Below are 21,366 nucleotides of genomic sequence, written 5' to 3' on the forward strand. Positions count from 1 at the left end.
GCCGCCGCGTGCGTTACGTGGCGCCACCGCGCGGCACGGTGGATCCGGCGACGTTCGGCCGGCCGCCGCTGTCCCTGTGGCGTGACTACGCGGACCTGATCGAGGGCGCCGATTGGCCGTCCATCGATGCACTGAACCGCCGGCTGCCTCCCGGCGAAACCCATGGCTTCGTGGCGCAGACGCCCCAATTGCTGGCCGACGGCCAGCACTACGAGCAGCGCATCGCCGAACACGGCGCCATCGCCACCCGCGAAGGCAACTGGCACGACCTGCTCAATGCGCTGGTGTGGCTGCGCTATCCCGCGTTGAAGCAGGCGTTGAACCACCGCCAGATGGACGAGATCGCCCGCATCGGCCCCAAGCGGCGTTCGCGCGCGCAGTACGCGATGACCCATTTCGACGAAGGCGGCGTGATCGTCGGCCTGCGCGATCCGTCGCTGCTGGCGTTGTGGGACGCGCACGATTGGTATGGCCTGTTCTGGCGCCGCCGGCAGGCTTGGCTGGATGGCTCGATCCGTCTGGCGCTGTTCGGGCATGCCTTGCTGGAGCATGCCTTGAACCCCGACAAGCTGCTGGTGGGCAAGGCGCTGGTGTTCGATACGTCCCGCGTTGGTGCTGACGTGGATCTCGTCGCCGCCGGTACAGACATGATCGCCAGCGGCCGCTGGTTGAACGATCCGCTGGAGCTGCGCCCGCTACCGCTGGCCGGATTGCCAGGCTGGCGCCCGGACAATGGCGACGAGGCTTTCCATCGCACCACGGCGTGCTACCAGTCGCGCCGTGAGGGGCGGCAATATCCGCCGGCCTGGTGCTTGTCGCGCCAGGGCCGCGGATAACGTCCGGTGGCGATGGCGGCTAGTAGTGGACTTGGCGGGGGCCGTCAGGTTCACTGTCGCTGATGAAAGCTGCGCCACCGGCAGGCTTGTCGCTGGATAGCGAACAACGCGCTGCGCTCATTTCGACCCTACCATCCAATGCCGCGCAACACGTGGGAGACGACATGGCTACCGACCAGGATTTCGCCGACTACGTGGCAGAGCAGGTGGCGCTTGGCGATCGCCTGAGCCGCAAGCCGATGTTCGGCGAGTACGCGTTCTACGTGGACGGGAAGGTGGTGGGTTTTGCCTGCGACAACAGCTTCTTCGTGAAGCCGTCGGCGGCGGGCGACGCGTTCGTGCCGACGCTTCCCCGCAAGCCGCCGTATCCCGGTGCCAAGGATTACCTGGTGGCCGATGAGCTGCTGGATGATTCCGAGCAGATCCAGCGCCTGATCCTGCAAACGGCGGCGTTGATGCCGCTGCCCAAGCCGAGGAAGCCTGCGGTGGCGCGCAAGTCCGCCAGGTGACGCGATGGGCTGCGCGCTCAGGCGTTACGCGTCGTAGCCGACGTCGACCACGATGAACTGCGTGGGGCCGCCTGGCAGCGCGGCTTCGAATTCGTCGTCCAGCCGTTTCTTGAGCACCGCGCGGGCCATGGGCGAGTCGATGCTGATCCAGCCGAGTTTGGCGTCGGTTTCGTCCGGGCCCACGATGCGGTAGCGGGTTTCCTCGCCGCTGGCCGAGTTTTCCAGCGTGATATGTGCGCCGAAAAACACCACCTCACGGTCGGCGGGAGCGCCTTCGGCGACCTTCAATGCGGGGATGCGCTTGCTGAGGTAGCGCGCGCGGCGATCGATCTCGCCCAGTTGTTTCTTGCGGTAGGTGTACTCGGCGTTCTCCGAGCGGTCGCCTTCGGCCGCGGCCGCCGCCAGCGCCTTGACCACCTCGGGGCGCACGGTATGCCACAGGTGATCGAGCTCGGCCTTGAGCCGCTCGAAACCCTCGCGGGTGATGATCGCGGTGGAGCTGGGTGAGGGTGGGCGCCAGCGACTCATGCGGTGTGCGCCAGTTGCCGTCGCTGGGCGTCGATCTCGCCGCGCAGCGGATGCTCGGGCCATGTCGTGGCCAGCCGGTCGAGCAGTGCGGCCGCACTGGCGTGCTGGTCGGTGTGGGCGGCCAGGGCCCGTGCCGCCAACAGGCCGTAGTGCGGTACCTGCGGGTCGCGCGGCCAGTGCGCGAGATAACCCTGGCCGAGGTGGATCGCGAGGCGGCTCATGCCCACGCGCGCGGCCAGATCGGCCAGACCGCCGCAGGTTTGCGGGTCGTCCGGGATGAAGCCGGTATCGATGCCGATGCATTCCTGCAGCACGCCGAGCGCGCGGCGGGATTCGCCCTGGGCGATCAGCGCGGCAATCCAGATCTGGCCATGTACCAGCAGGTCGTCGCGCAGGCCTTGCCGGTGCAGCAGTTCGCGGTAGGTCTGGTGGACGGCCGGGGGCGCCGCATGTTCGCGCAGCCGGCCGGCGAGTTGCCGCAAGGCCGCCATTGGGTCATCGATGGCTTGCTGGCGCGCTGCTTCGATCAGGCTTTCGTCGGCGTCCTGACCCGATGCCCTGGCCAACGCCGGTGCTTCGGGAACCATGCCGAAGCGCTCGTGGCGCTGGTGGATCATCGCGCCCATGAGATGGAAGGCGAGCAGGATCAGGTAGGTGTAGGCGAACGCGAACAGCGGCAGCGCGAATACCCGCGGCAGCTGGGCGGTGGTGACCGAGGCGATCACGATCAGCACGCCGAGCAGCAGGTTGATCGCCACGGGAATCAGGTAGGCGGTACCGAAGGCGCCGATGACGCGCAGCCAGTTGAGCGGGTTGATGGCCAGCGCGAGATTGCCGTCGAACGCCAGCGACATGTCGATCGCCGGCAACACCAGCGCGGCCAGGATAAGCACCGGCCACAGCAGGCTCGGGAAGAACACGATGGACACCACGCACAAGGCCACCACCAGCAGGTGGATCGCGGTGAGGCCCCAGCCGCTGGCGCTGTTGCCCTCACTACCCACGTCCGGCGGATCGGCGTAGCCGTTGGCGGTGTGCTGCATGCAGTCGGCGGCATAACGCCAGGTGGCTGCCCAGACCAGCGCGCTGGCCAGGGCGCCCACGAAGCCAGGGAGCAAGCCGACGTAATGGACCAGCGCCAGCACCACACAGGTGGCCAGCGCGGGTCCGCGCAACGGATAGCCGAGGCCGTCCTGCAAACGCTGCGCGAACGGCGTGTCGGCGGCGACGATTTCGACGCGTGGCATGGCGCTCGCCCTGCCTACCGCTTGCCACCGAAGATGCCGCCCAGCACGCCGCGCAGGATCTGCCGGCCGAGCTGGCTGCCGGCGGTGCGCACCATCTGCTTGCCCATGGTTTCGATCATGCCCTGGCGGCGTTTGGTGCCGAACAGCGCGTCGTGCACGGCGCCGCTCCAGCCGCCTTCTTCTTCCTTTGCCGCGCCCTTGGCCGGTGCGTTGGCCGCCACGACGGCGGCATCGGCGGCCTTCTCTTCGGTGCGTTTGGCCAGCATTTCCGCAGCCGATTCGCGATTGACCGTGGTGTCGTATTTCGCGCCGACGGGCGAGCGCTGGCGGATGGTGGCGCGCTCGGCGTCGGTGATAGCGCCGATGCGGCAGCACGGCGTGGTCACCAGCACCTGTTCCACCGGGGTGGGCACGCCGCCGTTGGCCAGGGTCGAGGCCAGCGCCTCGCCCACGCCGAGCTTGGTGATCGCCTCGGTGACGTCGAGCTTCGGATTGACGACGAAGGTTTCCGCCGCCGCCCTGACTGCCTTCTGGTCGCGCGGCGTGAACGCGCGCAAGGCGTGCTGGATGCGGTTGCCGAGCTGGCCCAGGATGTTGCCGGGCACGTCGTCCGGATTCTGCGAGCAGAAATACACGCCCACGCCCTTGGAGCGGATCAGCCGCACCACCTGTTCCACCCGCTGCAGCAGGCCGGGCGAGGCATCGTCGAACAGCAGGTGCGCCTCGTCGAAGAAGAACACCATCTTCGGCTGGTCGAGGTCGCCCACTTCGGGCAGCTGCTCGAACAGCTCGGACAGCAGCCACAGCAGGAAGGTGGAGTACAGCCGCGGCTTCATGATCAGCTGGTCGGCGGCGAGCACGTTGATGATGCCGCGGCCGCTCATGTCCTGGCGCATCAGGTCGGCCAGCTCCAGTGCCGGCTCGCCGAAGAACTGGTCGGCACCGTCGCTTTCCAGTTTCAGCAGCGCGCGCTGGATCGCCGCGATGCTCTGCGTGCTGATCAGGCCGTACTGGGTGGACAACGCCTTGGCGTTCTCGGCGGCGTAGCTGAGCAGGGCGCGCAGGTCGGCCAGGTCCAGCAGCAGCCAGCCCTGGTCGTCGGCGGCCTTGAACACCACTTCCAGCACGCCTTCCTGGGTATCGTTCAACTCCAGCACGCGGCCGAGCAGGGTGGGACCCATCTCGCTGACGGTGGCGCGCACCGGGTGACCGAGCTTGCCGTAGATATCCCAGAACACCACCGGGTTCGCCAGCGGTTTCCAGTCGGCGAGCTTGAGCCTGGCCAGCCGCGCCTTGAGCTTGTCGCCCGGTTCGTTCGCGGCCATCGCCAGGCCGGCCAGATCACCCTTGGCGTCGGCCAGGAAGCAGGGCACGCCGAGCCGCGAGAAACCTTCGGCCAGCACCATCAACGAGACGGATTTACCGGTGCCGGTGGCGCCGGCGATCATGCCGTGGCGGTTGCCGTAGTGCGGGTCCAGGCTGACGCTGGCGCTATCGTTGCGGCCGATCAGGATGTTGGTCATGGATGTCGTCCGTGGGTGGTCGGTGGATTGTAACCATGAGCCCTGCGCCACCGGTGAAGGGTTTGAGTCGCGGCGCTGCGGCCGCTATGGTGGTCGTTTTGCGGATGAAGTCTGTGAGCTTGTCGTACCCTTTGTTTCGCCCGCTGCGCGCCGCCCCCCTCCTCTTCATACTTGGCCTCGCCGCCGCCTGCTCCAGTACCGGCGGCAGCAAATCCACCGCGCCGGTGAATGCGCTCTACAGCCAGCTCGACCTGGCCAGCAAGGGTTACGAAACCGCACTGCAGCAGGCGCGTGCCGGCGACGATGCCGCGTCGCAGAAAACGCTTACCGCGGCGCTGGACCGGCTGAAGGAATCGGCGGCCCATTGCGGCAGCACGCCAGGCTGCGACCCGCAGCGGTTTTTCTCGGTGTTCGACCGCCTGCTGCGCTTGAAGGACGGCAGCTTCCTGGGCGACGAGACGCTCGGTGACGAACCGTCACCCACCCTGGCCGACGGGGCCGGCGGCGTCGCCGGCCTGCCCGAAGCGCAACGCAGCGTCACGCTGCTGCGCGGCCAGAAGCTCAGCGAGCTGATCGCCATGAACGGTGCGGTGAAGGCGGCGCTGGAAATGTGGCTGACCCAGTGGCGGCCCAACCTCATCGACGCCTACGTCAACTACCAATACCTGCGCTACCAGATGTGGCCGCAATACGAGAAAGCCGATCTGCCCGAGGCATTGCTGTTCGGCATCATGGCGAAGGAGTCCGGTGGCAAGGTCAATGCGATATCGCGCTCGGGCGCGGCCGGCCCGCTGCAATTCATGTACGCCACCGGTCTGCGATTTGGTCTGGGCACGGAGAACGGCTTCGACCTGCGCTTCGACCCGGCGCAGTCGGCGCGTGCCAACGCCGCGTACATCAACGAGCAACTGAAGATCTTCAACAACAATCTGGAGCTGGTGCTGGGCGCCTACAACGGTGGCGAAGGACGCATGCGCCGACTGGCGGGCGACAGACCCGACACCAGTTTTTACGACCCGACGATCTACAACAAGCTCTCGCGCGAAACACGTGAATACGTGCCCTCGGTGCTGGCGGCGGCGTGGCTGTTCCTGCATCCGGACAGCTACAACCTGCGTTTCCCGAAAATCGACGGTGCCGCTGGCGCGGTGACCTTGAAGCGCTCCGCGTCGCTGGCTGAACTCAGCGTCTGCCTCGGCTCGGCCGGTGGCATGGAGGAAGGGTGGTTTCGAACCCTGCGCAACCTCAATCCGCGCCTGAATCCGCAGGAAACCCAGCCCGCCGGCGCGCGCGTGCAACTGCCGCGACTGCTGGAAGAGCCCTATGCATCGCGCTGTGTCGAAGGGCCGTGGCCGATTCTCGCCGCCGACCTGCACCAGGCCGTGGCGCCAGCGGTGCAGGCGCCACCGGCACCGGCCCGGGCTCCGGCGCGTGCCACCGGTACACGCAATTACAAGGTGCGTAACGGCGACACGCTGATCGGCATCGTGCACCGGCTGCATTGCTCCAGCGTGCGCGAGCTGGCCGAGCTCAACGGGTTGCGGCATCACCGCATCCGCGCGGGCGACGTGCTCAAGGTGCCGGTTTGCCGCTAGCGGAAACCGGGGCTATTGCCTTGCCTGTTCGCTGACCGCCTGGCGGTTCAGGCGGCGGCCTTCACCCGCGACTGGCCGACCGTCCTGACGGGTTCGGCCTGCGTTTCCTTCAGCTCGCGCAACAACTGCAGCAGCAGGCGATGTTGCGGCAGCAGGCGATTGCCGGGCGAATGCTTGGTTTCGTGGTACGCCACCGCCAGCCACAGGGCGATGCCGCGCAAGGCGACTTCCAGATTGCCCGAGCGCGCCCGTTCGTAACCAATGCTCGTGCCTTGGCCCCAAGGCAGGTAACGCGCCTCGGGCGAGGTGCCGTGCAGGTGCGGGAACTCGCTGCGCGAGGCCTGGCCCAGCTCGCGAAGGGTCAACAGCCCGAGACGTTGACGATGGCGACGCGAGAGCGCGCGGATGCTGCGTTCGATGTCATGCCATTGGCGGCCAAGCTGGCGCGCACGCAGCAGCGTGATGAGTGGGCTGAACATGGAATGGCTCCCCTTCGGCTGAACCGGAAGGGCGAGCATAGCCAGCGAAGCTCGCCAATTGCGCCTAAAACGTCACAAATCGACGTTCTGCGTCAGCATTTCGGCGTGAATAGGGTTAGGCCGCCGCCAGAGTACCCAGCCGCTCGCCCACCTTCACCGCCTGTTGCGATGCCAGCGGATCGAGCGCCGCCGCCCCCGGCGGCAACAACACGATGACGGTGGAGCCCATGTTGAAGCGCGCCATTTCGGCGAAGCGGTCCAGCGTGATGTTCTGGCCCGCGAACGACTTGCGCCCGATCGCCGATGCGTACGGCGGGATCACGAGCCCATCCCACACCGTCGCCACCGACGACACCAGCACCGCGCCGACCATGATCACCACGAACGGCCCGTGCGCGCCCTCGAAATGGCACACCAGCCGCTCGTTGCGCGCAAACACGCGCGGGATCGCTTCCACCGCGAACGGCGCCACGCTGAAGATGCGGCCAGGCACGTGCACGGTTTCCTTCAGCGTGCCTTTCAACGGCATGTGCACGCGGTGGTAATCGCGCGGCGACAGGTAGACGGTGGCGAAACTGCCCGAGCGGTAAGCCTCGGCATCCTCCGCGCTACCCAGCAGTTCGGCGACGGTGTAGTCCTGTCCCTTCGCCTGGAAGATGCGCCCGTCGACGATGGCGCCGGCCTGGCTGATGCGGCCGTCCGCCGGAGAGAGCAGGACGGAAGGGTCGGCGTCGGCGTGGCGCGCGTCAGGGCGCAGCTTGCGGGTGAAAAACGCATTGAAGTGCTGGTACGCCAGCGCATCCGGCTGCACCGCCTCGGCCATGTTGACGTTGTAGCGGCGCACGATCTGGCTGATCAGGAAATTCTTCCACGGCGCAAAGGTCCAGCGCGTGGCCCAGTAGACCACCCGCGACAGCGCGCGGTGGGGCAGGATGTACTGCACGAATACGTTGAAAGTCATCCGGGCAGTATACGTGGCCGAAATGAGGGAGGGACGAGAAGCGAGCAACCAGGGCCGAGGGCGCCCTTCCGCAGCATGGATTCTGTTCTTTGGTCGCTGGCTTCGGCGATGCTTCAAGGCGTCATTGCTGGTGCAGCCGGCTGATTCGGATGGGTGGTCTGATGCTGGGCCTGATGCCCGGGAGTAACCTGCTCCTGATGCAGCAGGAACTGTTGCATTGCCGAAGGCCACCGCGCTCCGCTCGATTCCATGGACGTATTGACTTCGGAGGTGGGCACATTGACGTGCGATGCCAGGATCGCGCCGAACTGGCCACGCGGCATTTGCGTCGCCCAGAGTCGACTTCCGTTGTCGCCAAGCGTGATCCGATCGATCCTCTCCAGGCCGCCGGCCCTGGCCGACACCGTCAAGGCTGACGCTAGGTTGTCGCTCATCTGGTCAGGTGTCCGACCTAACTGCTGATCCAGGCGATATACGTGATTGCGTGCCTGTTGAAACAGGGAGTGATCAGGGTGGGTGGGGTCGTCCAGGCGGGTTGGCGACGGGGAGTGTTGTGGTGCGATTCGCGCCTGCAGTTGATCGTCGAGTGTTCGTCGCGTCGTCGGACCCACGACACCGTCCGGAGTGAGCTGGTGGTCGCGCTGGAAAGACGCAACTGCAGCCTCCGTGACTGGGCCAAAGGAGCCATCCGGCTCCAGGGGATAACCCAGGCGCGTCAAATCGCCTTGCAACTCGGTGACAGACATGCCCCGGCTGCCGACTTGCAAAGTGTTGTGGTCGGGCAGTGCCCGCCCTTCGGACAAGGCGACCAGTTCGTCTTTTTCGTTCGCCGCGCGATCAAGGATGGATTCACGAACTTTGGGCGACGAGCTCCTGAAGTAGACATCGTTGTGGGCGATCTTGTAGTCCTGAATGGCGACGACGATATCTTTGTCCGAAAGTTGGGACAGGACGTAGTCATCGCCGTAGGCGGACTTGAGTCCGCGCTCGAAAATTCCTTTGGTGAGCCCTCTGTATTGAACGGACGTGCTGAATAAAGCCTCCTGGACAGCCGGACCCCGGGCGGTCAGGTCGATGCCGGAATTCTTTAGCCGTTGTATCTCGATGTCGTAGTGGGTTTCCTTGATGAAGCGGGTTTGATCCCTGCCGAATTCCGGGTCGCTGTTAGCGAGGGTTCGCCACTTTTCGTCGAAGGCCGGTGTGTTGGGCGTCAAGCCGCGGAAGTCATCCCCGTAGGAGGAGCTATCGAGATACTCGCCAATCGTCCCGGTATTGGTGGAGAGTTGGTACGTGCCATAGGAAACACCGCCGTGATCGCCCCTGCCTGTCGAGATGGTGGCGGGTCCCGCGCCTTCGTGACGCTCCGAGATTTCGCCCAAGCGATATTCGGCATCGTTGGCCATGGTCGCGTCCTTTGATGGCTTCGTCTCTGGAAAAACCGCGGTTCGTTACTGCACGAACAATCTCGCTTCGAGGTCTGATGCCTGTCTCCCGGTTTCGTTGACTTTGCAACTCAGCGCATCGAGCTCGGGCCTCTCGATTCCGTCAACCACGGTTGCGCAGCGATTGTCGCGATATTGAATCCATGTCTTTTCTTCGGCTTTGAGTTTTGCTTGAAGCGCTGAATTGAGTTTTGCCATGAGGGCGTGGTACGCCTTGTTCAGGCGTTTGTCCTGATAGTCCAGCTCGTCGGCTAAGCAGGTGCGTATGGGCGCCGTTGCCGATTGCGCTTGATCCAGGCATCGATCAAAGGAAGGGCGCAACCCGTACAGGCGTGAGATCACTGCCTGGTCATCCCGTGGTTGGGATGTTGCCTCGCTCAAGCCGGGCAAAAGGAGCATCGCCAGCACAGCACCAAGCACGATTCGTTCAGTCTTCATCAAAGTCTCCCAATAGGGCCGTCGGGTCACTTACGACACGCGCTTTCCGCTCGAGATGAGTACCTTAAAGCGCGCGGGGTGGAATGTTGTGTAGGATTTTTCCGAACTTTCGACCTACTGGCGCCTGTCCCAACGGCTGGAAGGGGGCGGGGCGGGGCGCTTGTCGTTCGGCTACTGGCTACTGATCCAGACGGTATCCGGGTTTTCGCGGGGGTGGCAAAAACCGTTGTTCAAGACTCCCCCGTAGGGGGCGAAGGACTCGTCGCGAGATGGATGGCAGGTATGGATTTTCACTCGCCTGCCTCCCTCACGACTCACCCCTCCCGTATACTTTCCGGTCCTCCCGCCGTTTGGCATGCCATCGTGACCACCGAACTCGCCTCCATCATCGACTTCATCCGTTATGGGGCCAGCCGGTTTGCTGCCGCCGAGCTCACTTTCGGCCACAGCCACGACAACCCGATCGACGAGGCCACGCATCTGGTGCTGGCGAGCCTGCATCTGCCGCCGGATATTCCGCCTGCCTATGGCGCCGGGCGGCTCACTGCGGAAGAGCGCGCGAATGTGCTGTCGCTGATCGAGCGGCGCGTCAGCGAGCGTCTGCCGGTGGCCTACCTGGTGGGCGAGACCTGGTTCGCGGGGCTGAAATTCAAGAGTGATCGTCGTGCGCTGGTGCCGCGTTCACCGATCGCCGAGTTGATCGAGTCGGGTTTTGCGCCGTGGCTGGACGAGCGCCCGGTCGAGCGCGCGCTGGACCTGTGCACCGGTTCGGGCTGCATCGGCATCGCCATGGCCGAGTACAACCCGGACTGGCAGGTCGACATCGTGGACATCAGCGACGAGGCGCTGTCGCTGGCGCGCGAAAACATTGCCTTCCAGCATCTGGACGGCCGCGTCAACGCGATCCAGTCCGATCTTTTTGCCGGCGTGGCGGATCAGCGCTACGACCTGATCGTCTCCAACCCGCCCTACGTCACCGAGGACGAATACGCCGCGCTGCCCGGCGAATACGCGCACGAGCCCAAACTCGGCCTCACCTCCGGTGCGGACGGGCTGGACCTGTGCCTGCGCATGCTGGATGAGGCGGCCGATCACCTCACCGACGAGGGTCTGCTGATTGTCGAGGTGGGCGAAAGCGAGCAGGCGCTGGCGGCGTTGCTGCCGCAGGTGCCGTTCGTGTGGATCGAGTTCAAGGTGGGCCAGATGGGTATCTTCGCGCTGGAGCGGCGTGACCTGGTGGAGCACGCCGAGGCGATTCATGCCGTAGCCGCAGCACGACATGCGTGATGGTTATTTCCGCCCGGACGGCTCGTGTGAAATGATGGCAAGTTGATTTTCCCGGTGCACCCGCCGGTTCCCGACGGGTGGCCGACCTTTCGAGGCAGTCGCGACCGTGTCCAGCAATGCGTTTGGCAAGCTCTTTACCGTAACCACCTTTGGTGAAAGCCATGGGCCGGCGATCGGTTGCGTGGTCGATGGTTGCCCGCCCGGGCTGGCGCTGGACGCGGAGGAATTCCGCCACGACCTGGAGCGCCGCGCCACCGGCCGCAGCCGCTACACGTCGCAGCGGCGCGAGGCGGACGAGGTGGAAATCCTCTCCGGCATCTACGAGGGGCGTACCACCGGCACGCCGATCGCGCTGCTGATCCGCAACACCAACCAGCGCAGCAAGGACTACGGCGACATCGTGCAGACCTTCCGCCCGGGTCATGCCGATTACACCTACTGGCAGAAATACGGCATCCGCGATCCGCGTGGGGGCGGCCGCTCGTCGGCGCGCGAAACCACCATGCGGGTAGCGGCCGGCGTGATCGCCAAGAAATGGCTGGCCGAACATCACGGCGTGCGCGTGCGCGGCTACATGGGCCAGATCGGCGACATCACGCCCGACGCCTTCGACTGGGACGTGGTCGAGCAGAATCCGTTCTTCTGGCCGGCCGCCGACCAGGTGCCGGCGCTGGAAACCTATATCAATACGTTGCGCAAATCTGGCGACTCGGTCGGCGCGCGCGTCAACGTGGTTGCCGACGGCGTGCCGCCGGGCTGGGGCGAGCCGATCTACGGCAAGCTCGATGGTGAGCTTGCCTCGGCGCTGATGTCGATCAACGCGGTCAAGGGCGTGGAGATCGGCGACGGCTTCGCCGCGGTCAGCCAGCATGGCAGCGAGCATCGCGACGAGATGAGCATGGACGGCTTTGCGTCCAATCACGCCGGCGGCATCCTGGGCGGCATCAGCAACGGCCAGCCGGTGACGGCGTCGATCGTGCTGAAGCCCACCTCCAGCATCCTGGTTCCGGGCCGCAGCGTGAACCTGGCCGGCGAGCCGACTGAGGTGGTCACCAAGGGGCGCCACGATCCCTGCGTGGGCATCCGCGCCACGCCGATCGCCGAGGCGATGATGGCACTGGTATTGATGGACCAGGCGCTGCGCCATCGCGCTCAATGCGGCGATGTGGGCGTGGTCGAGCCGCGCATCACCTCATGACGGCGAGGCGACACACATGACGGCCAGGCCACGCGTGTGGGTTTCGCGCCCCACGTTTCCCGACATCGTCGCCCGCCTCGACCCGCATTTCGACGTCGTGGCCGAGCCGCGGGAGGTGATGTTTTCTGCGGCCGAGCTGGCCGCGAAGATTGCCGATTGTGATGCCGTCATCGTCGGCCTCAAGGAGCGCATCGGCGCCGCCGAGGTGGCCAAGGCCCCGCGTTTGCGCATCGTCGCGAACCTGGGCGTGGGCTACGACAATCTTGATCTGGCCGCGCTCACGGCTGCCGGCGTCGCCGCTTCCAACACCGCCGGCGCGCTGGACGAGAGCGTGGCCGACTTCACCTGGGCGATGTTGCTGGGTGCCGCCCGCCGCATGGGCGAGGCCGAACGCTGGCTGCGCGCCGGCCAGTGGCACGGCACCCGTTTCACCGACTGGCTGGGCATGGATGTGCGCGGGCGCACGCTGGGCATCCTGGGCATGGGCCGGATCGGCCAGGCGGTGGCGCGGCGCGCCGTCGGCTTCGGCATGCAGGTGATCTATCACAACCGCTCGCCGCTGCCGCAGGCGCTGGAAAGCGAATGCCGGGCGCGTTGGGTCGACAAGGGCGAGTTGCTGCGCAGCTCCGATTTCCTGGTGCTGGCGTTGCCGCTGACGCCGGAAAGCCGGCATGCGATCGGCGCCGCCGAACTGGCGCAGATGAAACCCACCGCGGTGCTGGCGAACATCGCCCGCGGCGGCATCGTCGACGACGCGGCCTTGGCTGATGCTCTGGCGAAACACCAGCTCGCCGCGGCGGCGCTGGACGTGTTCGAAGGCGAGCCGGTGGTGAACCCCAGGCTGCTGGAACTCGACAACGTGCTGCTCAGCCCGCACATTGCCAGTGCCAGCCCCGATGCGCGCCGCGGCATGACCACGATGGCGGTGGACAATGTGCTGGCGTTGTTCGGACACGGTCCGCACGCCGGCCATCCGCCCACGATTCTCAACCCCGAGGTGCTGGCTGCGGCCAGCCCGACCACCCACCCCTGAGCCAAGAACAGCATCCATGAGCAAGAAGAGCAGTTACAAGGTAGCAATGGTCGGCGCCACCGGCGCCGTGGGCGAAACCGTGCTGGCGATCCTCGCCGAGCGTGATTTCCCGATCAGCGAGCTGGTGCCGTTGGCCAGCGAACGCACCGCCGGCAGCGAGGTCACGTTCGCTGGCAAGAAGATCGTGGTGAAAAACCTGGTCGACTACGATTTCGAAGGCGTGGACATCGCGTTCTTCTCGGCCGGCGGCTCGGTCAGCAAGGTGCACGCGCCGCGCGCGGCCGCGGCCGGTGCGGTGGTGATCGACAACACCTCGGAGTTCCGCTACCAGGACGACATCCCGCTGGTGATCAGCGAGGTCAACCCGCACGCCATCGCCGAGTACACCAACCACGGCATCATCGCCAACCCGAACTGCTCCACCATGCAGATGCTGGTGGCGCTGGCGCCGATCCACCATGACGTGGGCATCGAGCGGATCAACGTGGCCACCTATCAATCCGTTTCGGGCGCAGGCCGCTCGGGCATGGACGAGCTGGGCAAGCAGACCGCCGCGCTGCTGAACTTCCAGAGCGCGGAGCCGCAGAAGTTTCCCAAGCAGATCGCGTTCAACGTGATCCCGCACATCGACGACTTCCAGGCCAACGGCTACACCAAGGAAGAGATGAAGCTGGTGTGGGAAACCCGCAAGATCCTGGAAGACGACACCATCCAGGTGAACCCGACCGCCGTGCGCGTGCCGGTGTTCTACGGCCATGCCGAGGCGGTGCACATCGAGACGCGGGCCAAGATCAGTGCCGAACGCGCTCGCGAACTGCTGGAGCAGGCGCCGGGCGTGGTGGTGCGTGACCAGCGCGAAGCGGGCGGCTATCCCACGCCGGTCAGCGATGCAGCCGGCACCGATCCCGTGTTCGTGGGCCGTATCCGCGAGGACATCTCGCACGAACGTGGCCTGGACATGTGGGTGGTGTCGGACAACATCCGCAAGGGTGCCGCGCTCAACGCAGTGCAGATTGCCGAAGTGCTGATCGCCGACTACTTGTAAACGCACCACCGCAGCCGTGCCCGCCGTGAACTGCAGACAAGCGGATTCGCGGTGGGCATTCTGCTTTTCTGCAGGGCACCGATAGACCGCGGCCCCAGGCGAAACTGCAGCCTTCCGCCGTGCGCGGCACCGCCCTGACCGGGCCATGAAACCGGCGCGGGCGGTGGCGAAGGGCTTCGTCATCGGTATTTCCGGTAACGTCGCGCTACGGCATGGGCGAGAACGCGTAACAGAAATGTGTCGCAAGTATTCGACCTGCCTATTGTTGATTGGCCAGTTTGTAACTTAAAGTGGCATGCGTTTCGAGAAGCCGCCGGTATTGGCGGCCATATGAAAGTGCCAGGTTTGTTCGGGGGAACACGTGATGAATCGTTCGTTGAAGTGGTCGGTGCTGATGGCGCTGGCCCTGGGTAGCAGCCAGGTCATGGCGCAAGGCAGTGGGCAGGCCGGTGCGCTGGATCTCGGCCAGATCCAGGTCAAGTCGGCCCTCGGCCAGCCCTTGCTGGCGGAAATCCCGGTGCATTCGAGCCATCCGGCCGACCTGCGCAACCTCAAGGTGCAACTGGCCTCGGGCGAGGATTTCGCACGGGCCGGCATCGCGGGCGGTCGCACGACCTTGCCGCTCGAATTCAAGGTTGTCGACCTCGGCAACGGTCGCCAGGTGATTCGCATCACCAGCAGCACGGCGGTGGACGATCCCTACCTCGATCTGCTGTTGCAAGTCGATGGAGCCGCCGGCAAGAGCGTGCGCGAGTACACGCTGCTGCTCGATCCGCCAGGCTCGGTCGCCGGTGCACCGGCGTACACGCAAGCACCGGCGTCGGCACCGCGGGCGGCACCCGTACATCGCGCGGCACCGGCCGCCGCCACGCCTGCAGCCGCGCCCGCACCTCGGGCGAACGTGGCGGCCAATGGCAACTATGGTCCGGTCCAGCGTGGCCAGACCTTGTCGACGATCGCGCGCAGCGCGGTGCCCGACGCCGATGTGCACCAGGTCATGCTGGCATTCAAGCGGGCCAATCCCGACGCTTTCTACCGCGACAACATCAACGCGCTGAAGAGCGGCGAGGTGTTGCGCGTGCCCACGCGCGAGGAGATCCAGTCGACCGAGCGTGCGGCTGCCGTCGCCGAAGTGCGTCGCGAAAACAGCGACTGGCGCGCCACCGCCGCCAGCACGCCGACCACCGTGGCCGATGCGGCCACGCGTGCTTCCACCAGCAGCGCGCCGGCTGCCAGCCAGGCGTCGTCGGCCGATCGTCTGGCGCTGGTTCCGGCCAGCGCAGGCAAGTCGTCCTCGGGTGCCGATGACAAGGCATCGGCGGCGCTCAAGCAGGATCTGCTGCGCAGCCAGGAAAGCATTGCCAACCTGCAGCAGCAAAGCGGCGACCTGAAGGATCAGCTCAAGGAGCTGGCCGACATCAACAGCAAGAACAAACGCTTGCTGGCGCTGAAGGACAACCAGATCGCCGAATTGCAGGCAAAACTTGCCGCCGCCGGCCAACCGGTGGAGGGCGCGCCGAAGAGCGCCGCCGTCGTTGCGGCGCCTGCCCTCGCGACCACGACCAGCGCCGCGAGCAAGGCCGAACCCGCCGCCCTCGCACTGGCTGGCACCGCCGCTGCCAAACCGACACCGGCACCCGTCGCCGCCGCATCCACGGCAACGACCACGGCAATGACGGCGCCGGCAAAGACCGAAGCCCCCGCCAAGGCCAAGCCGGCGGCGCAGCATCCTGCGCCCAGGTCGGCGCCCGAGGCGGCCGAGGTCGAGCAGCCCTGGTATATGCAACAGGTGGCGTGGCTCGCCGCGGGCGGCGTGATCGTGCTGTTGTTGTTGCTGGCCTTGCTGGGTCGCCGCAAGAAAACCGTGAAACTGCCGGCAGCGGCGGCATCGTCATCGCTGGCCGACCGCTTTGCGGCGGCGCCCACGGATGAATATGGCGGCGATGACGTCGACCAGAACGAATTGCTGGATCAGCTGGCCGAGCACCCGGACGACGTGAGTCTCCACCTGGAACTGGTGAGCCTGTATTACTCGCGCCGCGACGTGGAGCATTTCGAGGCGGCGGCGGAGGCGATGCATGCGCATATCGTCGATCCGCAGCAGGAGGAATGGCAGGACGTGGTGCACATGGGCGAGGATCTTTCGCCCGGTCATCCGTTGTTCGCCGCTCACGACGACATGCCCGCCGATGATGAGACCCAATTGCGTCCGGCATTCGATATCGACCATTACGGCGAAGAAACCGAGTTCGCGCCGGTGGCCCCGGCTTCGCCGAAAAAGGTGAGCGAGTACAACTTCAACTTCCAGCTCTCGCCGACGCCTGCGTCGTCGGAGTCGCCCAAGGCGCCTTATACCGAAGTGCCGCCGGTGGATGAATTTGCGTCATTCCAGTCGGAGGACGACATCCTTCCTCCGTCGCCCGCCGCCGAGTTCGAACCACTGGACATCGGTGAACCGGCCGCCGACGAACCTGTTTCCACCTGGAAGTTCGATGGTGATGAAATGGCCGCTCCGGCCGAGTCGTTCGATCACGATGCGGGTGCCGAACCGGGCGAATTCAGCGACGACCCGGTCGACACCAAGCTCGATCTGGCCCGTGCCTACATGGACATGGGCGACGCCGATGGCGCCCGCGCCATGCTCGACGAAGTGCTGCGGGAAGGCACCCAGATGCAGCGCGACGTGGCACAGCGGTTGTCCGACAGCCTCAGCTGAGCGGTAATCGCGCATGATGCAACGGGCCGGCTTGCCGGCCCGTTGTCGTTGGCGTACTGCTAATCTTTGTTGTTTTCTTTCCGGCTTCACACGTCATGCGCATCGCCCTGGGCATCGAATACGACGGGACCGATTTCTTCGGCTGGCAACGGCTGAAGGAAGGTCCCAGCGTGCAGGCCCGACTGGAACAGGCGCTGTCGCGGGTGGCCGATCATCCCGTGGAAGTCAGCTGTGCCGGACGCACCGATGCGGGCGTGCACGGGCGTTGCCAGGTGGTGCATTTCGACACGCCGGCGCAGCGGGACATGCGCGGCTGGGTGCTGGGCAGTTGCTCCAACCTGCCGGACAGCGTGGCGGTGTTGTGGGCGCAGCCGGTGGCGGACGATTTCCATGCGCGCTACGCCGCCCGCAGCCGGCGCTACCGCTACCGCATCCTCAACCGTCCCGTGCGGGCGGCGCTGGAAGCGCGTTACGTGACATGGGAGCGCTTGCCGCTCGATGCCGAGCGCATGCACCAGGCGGCCCAGGCATTGTTGGGGCTGCACGATTTCAGCGCGTTCCGCGCGCTGTCCTGCCAGGCGAAACATCCCCATCGCACCGTGTTGTCGGTCGATGTGCGGCGCGATGGTGAATACGTCACGCTGGAGATCGAGGCGAACGGTTTCCTGCATCACATGGTGCGCAATATCGTGGGGTCGCTGTTGCTGGTTGGCCGTGGCGAGCGGCCGGTTGAATGGATGGCTGAACTGCTGGCCGGATGCGACCGCCAGGTGGCCGGCCCCACCGGCCCGGCGTCCGGCCTCACGTTTATCGGGCCGCGCTACGAGGCCCGTTGGGGCCTGCCACCGGAGGTAAGCCAATGACCCGCATCAAATGTTGCGGCATGACCCGCGTCGAGGATGCGCTGCTGGCGGCGCGCCTGGGCGCCGATGCCATTGGCGTAGTGCTTACCGCGCGCAGCAAGCGTCGCGTGGCGCTGGATCAAGCCGCATCGATCGTGGCCGCGATGCCCGCGTTCGTCACCACGGTGGCGTTGTTCATGGACGACGACGCGGAGCTGGTGCGGCAGGTGCTGCGCGACGCGCGTCCGGACCTGCTGCAATTCCATGGCGACGAAACCGATGCCTGGTGCCAGCAGTTCGGTCAGCCTTTCCTGAAAGCCGTGGCGATGGGCGAGGGCGCCGCGGCGTTGCCGGCGTTGCAGGCTTATCCGCACGCTCGCGGCTTGCTGCTGGACGGTCACGGTGCGGGCGAGGCCGGAGGCAGCGGCAAGACCTTCGACTGGTCGTTGATACCGCCGGATATGGGGGCGCGGTTGATCCTGGCCGGAGGACTTTCGCCCGCGAATGTAGCCAGCGCGGTGCGCGAGGCGCGGCCGTGGGCGGTCGACGTCGCCAGTGGTGTCGAATCGTCGCCGGGTATCAAGGACCCCGCCAGGATGGCTGCCTTCATCCAGGCGGTACGTGAGGCGGACGCTGACCGCTAGGGCGTGTCAGCCCTTGGCCAGCTCGTTCGCCAGCCACGCCGCCAATGCCGGCGCGCGTCGATCGTGTCGGCGACCGGGTACGGCCAGGATCCAGGCCGCATCGGTCGGCATGAATCCCCATGGTGCCAACAAGCGTCCGGCGGTCAGTTCATCGGTGACCAGCGGGGCCGGCACGATGGCGACACCCAGGCCTGCGATAGCCGCTTCCAGAAGGTAATAGAGATGGGGAAATCCCTGCCCTGAAGGCGGCGAGCCCGGCAGCTTCGCCGCACGTGCCCACTCGTGGGAAGCTTGCGGTCGCGATGCGGTATGCAGCAGGGGTTCGTCCAGCAGGCAGGACGCGGGTTGGCCCTTCAGTTTTGGCCAGCCGCTGTAACCCGGACTGACCACGGGGCCGACGGTTTCCGGCGCCAGCACCTCCACCTGCCAATCCTTCGGCCACGGCGGCGCGGCCAGCAGCAACGCGGCATCGAGGCCGTCCAGCGCATGCGGCAAGTCCTCCAGCGCCGACAGGTGCAAGGGGATTTCCGGCAGGTCGTGGCCCATGCGCTCCAGGCGCGGAATCACCCAGCGCGCCAGCAGGCTGCCGGAGCAGCCGAGCACAAACGGCGTGCGTGTCTGGTCGCGCGAAATCTCGACGCAGACATCGCGGAGCTGGCCGAACGACAGGGCGGCGGTATCCCTCAGCCGCAGGCCCGCGGCGGTCAGGCTCACGCCGCGTCCCTGGCGTTGAAACAGAGGTACGCCCAGCTCGGCCTCCAGTGCACGGATCTGACGGCTGATCGCACCATGCGTCACGTGCAGTTCGCTGCCGGCGCGGCTGATGCTTTCCAGTCGTGCTGCGGCTTCGAACGCGCGCAGGGCGTTCAGTGAGGGGAGTTCCCGGGCCATTCGTATGTGTGAGTTTTACTGACAGGTTGCGTGCGATCTTATCGCTTTTTGCGGCGCCGGTGCTGCGCTATGGTGACGGCCTCATCTCCGTCATATCGAGCTTCAACATGCCCACCATCGACGACTTCCACGCCTGGCCCGACGAGCTCGGCCGCTTCGGCAACTACGGCGGCAGCTACGTTGCCGAGACGCTGATGGCGCCGTTGGCGGAATTGACCGAGGCCTACCTGCGCCTGCGCAAGGACCCCGAATTCATCGCCGAGCTGGACCGCGACCTGAAGTATTACGTCGGCCGGCCCAGCCCGATCTATCACGCCGAACGCCTGTCGCAGCACGTGGGCGGGGCGCGCATCCTGCTGAAGCGCGAGGACCTGAACCACACCGGCGCGCACAAGATCAACAACACGGTCGGCCAGGCGCTGGTCGCCAAACGCATGGGCAAGCCGCGCATCATCGCCGAGACCGGCGCCGGCCAGCACGGCGTCGCCAGCGCCACGGTCGCCGCGCGGCTTGGCCTGAAATGCGTGGTCTACATGGGTGCGGTGGACATCGAGCGGCAGAAAATGAACGTCTACCGCATGAAGCTGCTGGGTGCTGAAGTCGTGCCGGTGACCTCCGGTTCGAAGACGCTGAAGGACGCGTTGAACGAGGCGATGCGCGACTGGGTTACCAACGTGGCCGATACCTTCTACATGATCGGCACCGTGGCCGGCCCGCATCCGTATCCGCTGATGGTGCGCGACTTCAATGCCATCGTGGGCCGCGAGGCACGCGCGCAGATGCTGCAGGATTACGGCCGGCTGCCCGACGCGCTCACCGCCTGTGTCGGTGGCGGTTCCAACGCGATCGGCCTGTTCCACGAATTCCTCAACGATCGCGACGTACGCATCGTTGGCGCCGAAGCGGCCGGCGACGGTATCGAAACCGGCCATCATGCCGCGTCGCTGGCGGCGGGCCGCCCCGGCGTGCTGCACGGCAATCGCACCTACGTGCTGTGCGACGACAACGGCCAGATCACCGAAACCCATTCCGTCTCCGCCGGTCTGGATTACCCCGGCGTCGGTCCCGAGCATGCCTTCCTGAAAGACGCCGGCCGCGCCGAATACGTGGGTGTCACCGATGACGAAGCGTTGCAGGCATTCCATCTGCTGGCGCGCACCGAAGGCATCCTGGCCGCGCTGGAATCCAGCCACGCGGTGGCGCAGGCGATCAAGCTGGCACGCGAATATCCGAAGGACGGCCTGGTCCTGTGCAACCTGTCCGGCCGCGGCGACAAGGACGTGCATACGATCGCCGCGCGCGAAGGAGTGGAAGTATGAGCCGCATCGATCGCCGCTTCGCGGCCCTGAAAGCCGCCAGCCGCACCGGCCTGATTCCGTTCGTCACCGCCGGTGATCCGTCGCCCGAGCACATGGTCACGCTGATGCATGCGCTGGTGGAGGGCGGGGCTGACCTGATCGAGCTCGGCGTACCGTTTTCCGATCCGATGGCCGATGGCCTGGTGATCCAGCATGCCAGCGAGCGGGCGATCGCCAAGGGTGTCGGCATCGGCGAGGTGCTGGGCTGGGTGGCTGCGTTCCGCCAGCGCGATGCAGAGACGCCGATCGTGCTGATGGGTTACCTCAACCCGGTCGAGATCCATGGCTACGCGCGTTTCGCGCAGGAGGCGGTGCAGGCTGGCGTGGATGGCGTGTTGTTGGTCGATTGCCCGCTGGAGGAAGCGGCCGTGTTGCAGCCGCTGCGCGATGCTGGCTTGCAGCAGATCCTGCTGGCGGCGCCGACCACCGCACCGGTGAGGATGGAGCGGTTGTGCGAGGCCGCGGAGGGCTTCCTGTATTATGTGTCCTTTGCCGGGATCACCGGGGCAGGGCAGCTCAGCACGCAGGATATTGCGGCGCGCGTGGCTGGCGTCCGGGCCAGCGCCAAGGTACCGGTGGCGGTGGGTTTCGGCATACGCGATGCACAGAGCGCGAAGGAAATTGCGGGGTTTGCCGACGCGGTGGTGATCGGCAGCGCACTGGTCGCGCGGTTGGCGGGAGCCTCCCAGCCGGACGACATTGCCGGCCGGGCGAAGGATTTCCTGCAGCCGATCCGGGCAGCGCTGGACGCACACTGAGAGGTTGTGATTTTTCGACCTCTCAGCCCGGCCACG

20 protein-coding genes are annotated in these 21,366 nt (G+C 66.0%); 12 read left to right on the top strand and 8 right to left on the bottom strand.

What is annotated here, in order from left to right:
* Positions 1-8: 8 nt before the first annotated feature.
* On the top strand, positions 9-836 hold the full coding sequence (locus ASD22_RS02190) for a DUF3025 domain-containing protein (RefSeq protein WP_056078343.1): 828 nt from the start codon (positions 9-11) through the stop codon (positions 834-836).
* A gap of 164 nt (positions 837-1,000) precedes the next feature.
* The gene (locus tag ASD22_RS02195; protein WP_056078346.1) at positions 1,001-1,345 is read left to right on the top strand and encodes a TfoX/Sxy family protein; all 345 of its coding nucleotides are present in this window, start codon (positions 1,001-1,003) and stop codon (positions 1,343-1,345) included.
* 24 nt (positions 1,346-1,369) lie between these two features.
* On the opposite strand, the gene greB is transcribed toward ASD22_RS02195, so the two are convergent.
* The 3 genes from greB to ASD22_RS02210 are packed head-to-tail and all read right to left on the bottom strand — an operon-like array spanning position 1,370 to position 4,643.
* Entirely contained in the window at positions 1,370-1,873 is a 504-nt protein-coding gene (gene greB / locus ASD22_RS02200; protein ID WP_056078350.1) for a transcription elongation factor GreB, read from the bottom strand.
* Complete coding sequence (locus ASD22_RS02205) at positions 1,870-3,120, bottom strand: hypothetical protein (RefSeq protein ID WP_056078354.1); 1,251 nt, start codon at positions 3,118-3,120, stop codon at positions 1,870-1,872. Before ASD22_RS02205 ends, greB begins: the two co-directional genes overlap by 4 nt.
* Positions 3,121-3,134: 14 nt before the next feature.
* Positions 3,135-4,643: a helicase HerA-like domain-containing protein gene (locus ASD22_RS02210; protein WP_056078356.1), complete on the bottom strand. Its 1,509-nt coding sequence runs from the start codon at positions 4,641-4,643 to the stop codon at positions 3,135-3,137.
* 104 nt (positions 4,644-4,747) lie between these two features.
* Between ASD22_RS02210 and ASD22_RS02215 the strand changes: the two genes are divergently transcribed.
* Positions 4,748-6,238 (top strand): transglycosylase SLT domain-containing protein, encoded by a 1,491-nt coding sequence (locus ASD22_RS02215; protein ID WP_056080803.1) that lies wholly within the window; start codon positions 4,748-4,750, stop codon positions 6,236-6,238.
* 47 nt (positions 6,239-6,285) lie between these two features.
* On the opposite strand, the gene ASD22_RS02220 is transcribed toward ASD22_RS02215, so the two are convergent.
* The 4 genes from ASD22_RS02220 to ASD22_RS02235 all read right to left on the bottom strand — a co-directional run bounded on the left by ASD22_RS02220 (position 6,286) and on the right by ASD22_RS02235 (position 9,558).
* Positions 6,286-6,717 carry a hypothetical protein gene (locus tag ASD22_RS02220; RefSeq protein WP_056078359.1) on the bottom strand — a complete coding sequence of 144 codons (432 nt, stop codon included), beginning with the start codon at positions 6,715-6,717 and terminating at the stop codon, positions 6,286-6,288.
* A gap of 115 nt (positions 6,718-6,832) precedes the next feature.
* Positions 6,833-7,678, bottom strand: coding sequence for an archaetidylserine decarboxylase (gene asd / locus ASD22_RS02225; RefSeq protein WP_056078362.1), 846 nt, complete (start codon positions 7,676-7,678; stop codon positions 6,833-6,835).
* Between the two features lie 113 nt (positions 7,679-7,791).
* On the bottom strand, positions 7,792-9,081 hold the full coding sequence (locus ASD22_RS02230) for an XVIPCD domain-containing protein (protein WP_056078365.1): 1,290 nt from the start codon (positions 9,079-9,081) through the stop codon (positions 7,792-7,794).
* 45 nt (positions 9,082-9,126) lie between these two features.
* Complete coding sequence (locus tag ASD22_RS02235; protein WP_056078368.1) at positions 9,127-9,558, bottom strand: lysozyme inhibitor LprI family protein; 432 nt, start codon at positions 9,556-9,558, stop codon at positions 9,127-9,129.
* A 363-nt stretch (positions 9,559-9,921) separates the two neighbouring features.
* Between ASD22_RS02235 and prmB the strand changes: the two genes are divergently transcribed.
* From prmB to ASD22_RS02270, 7 genes are all read left to right on the top strand, one after another.
* Complete coding sequence (gene prmB, locus ASD22_RS02240) at positions 9,922-10,845, top strand: 50S ribosomal protein L3 N(5)-glutamine methyltransferase (RefSeq protein WP_056078369.1); 924 nt, start codon at positions 9,922-9,924, stop codon at positions 10,843-10,845.
* Positions 10,846-10,951: 106 nt separating this feature from the next.
* Positions 10,952-12,043 carry a chorismate synthase gene (aroC, locus tag ASD22_RS02245; RefSeq protein WP_056078373.1) on the top strand — a complete coding sequence of 364 codons (1,092 nt, stop codon included), beginning with the start codon at positions 10,952-10,954 and terminating at the stop codon, positions 12,041-12,043.
* 16 nt (positions 12,044-12,059) lie between these two features.
* Complete coding sequence (locus ASD22_RS02250) at positions 12,060-13,076, top strand: D-glycerate dehydrogenase (RefSeq protein ID WP_056078375.1); 1,017 nt, start codon at positions 12,060-12,062, stop codon at positions 13,074-13,076.
* 16 nt (positions 13,077-13,092) lie between these two features.
* Entirely contained in the window at positions 13,093-14,121 is a 1,029-nt protein-coding gene (locus tag ASD22_RS02255) for an aspartate-semialdehyde dehydrogenase (RefSeq protein ID WP_056078378.1), read from the top strand.
* Positions 14,122-14,485: 364 nt separating this feature from the next.
* Positions 14,486-16,837, top strand: coding sequence for a FimV/HubP family polar landmark protein (locus ASD22_RS02260; RefSeq protein WP_056078381.1), 2,352 nt, complete (start codon positions 14,486-14,488; stop codon positions 16,835-16,837).
* A gap of 95 nt (positions 16,838-16,932) precedes the next feature.
* Entirely contained in the window at positions 16,933-17,700 is a 768-nt protein-coding gene (gene truA / locus ASD22_RS02265; RefSeq protein ID WP_056078383.1) for a tRNA pseudouridine(38-40) synthase TruA, read from the top strand.
* Positions 17,697-18,323 carry a phosphoribosylanthranilate isomerase gene (locus ASD22_RS02270; RefSeq protein WP_056078386.1) on the top strand — a complete coding sequence of 209 codons (627 nt, stop codon included), beginning with the start codon at positions 17,697-17,699 and terminating at the stop codon, positions 18,321-18,323. Before truA ends, ASD22_RS02270 begins: the two co-directional genes overlap by 4 nt.
* A 6-nt stretch (positions 18,324-18,329) precedes the next feature.
* Here ASD22_RS02270 and ASD22_RS02275 read toward each other — a convergent pair whose 3' ends face one another.
* Entirely contained in the window at positions 18,330-19,214 is an 885-nt protein-coding gene (locus tag ASD22_RS02275; RefSeq protein WP_056078389.1) for a LysR family transcriptional regulator, read from the bottom strand.
* A gap of 107 nt (positions 19,215-19,321) precedes the next feature.
* On the opposite strand from ASD22_RS02275, the gene trpB reads away from it, so the two are divergent.
* Positions 19,322-20,533 carry a tryptophan synthase subunit beta gene (trpB, locus tag ASD22_RS02280; protein ID WP_056080806.1) on the top strand — a complete coding sequence of 404 codons (1,212 nt, stop codon included), beginning with the start codon at positions 19,322-19,324 and terminating at the stop codon, positions 20,531-20,533.
* Positions 20,530-21,330: a tryptophan synthase subunit alpha gene (gene trpA / locus ASD22_RS02285; protein WP_056078392.1), complete on the top strand. Its 801-nt coding sequence runs from the start codon at positions 20,530-20,532 to the stop codon at positions 21,328-21,330. The genes trpB and trpA overlap by 4 nt, the downstream gene beginning before the upstream one ends.
* The last annotated feature ends 36 nt before the right edge of the window (positions 21,331-21,366 follow it).

Source organism: Rhodanobacter sp. Root480 (genome assembly GCF_001426645.1).
In the GTDB taxonomy this organism is placed as follows: Bacteria; Pseudomonadota; Gammaproteobacteria; order Xanthomonadales; family Rhodanobacteraceae; genus Rhodanobacter; species Rhodanobacter ginsenosidimutans.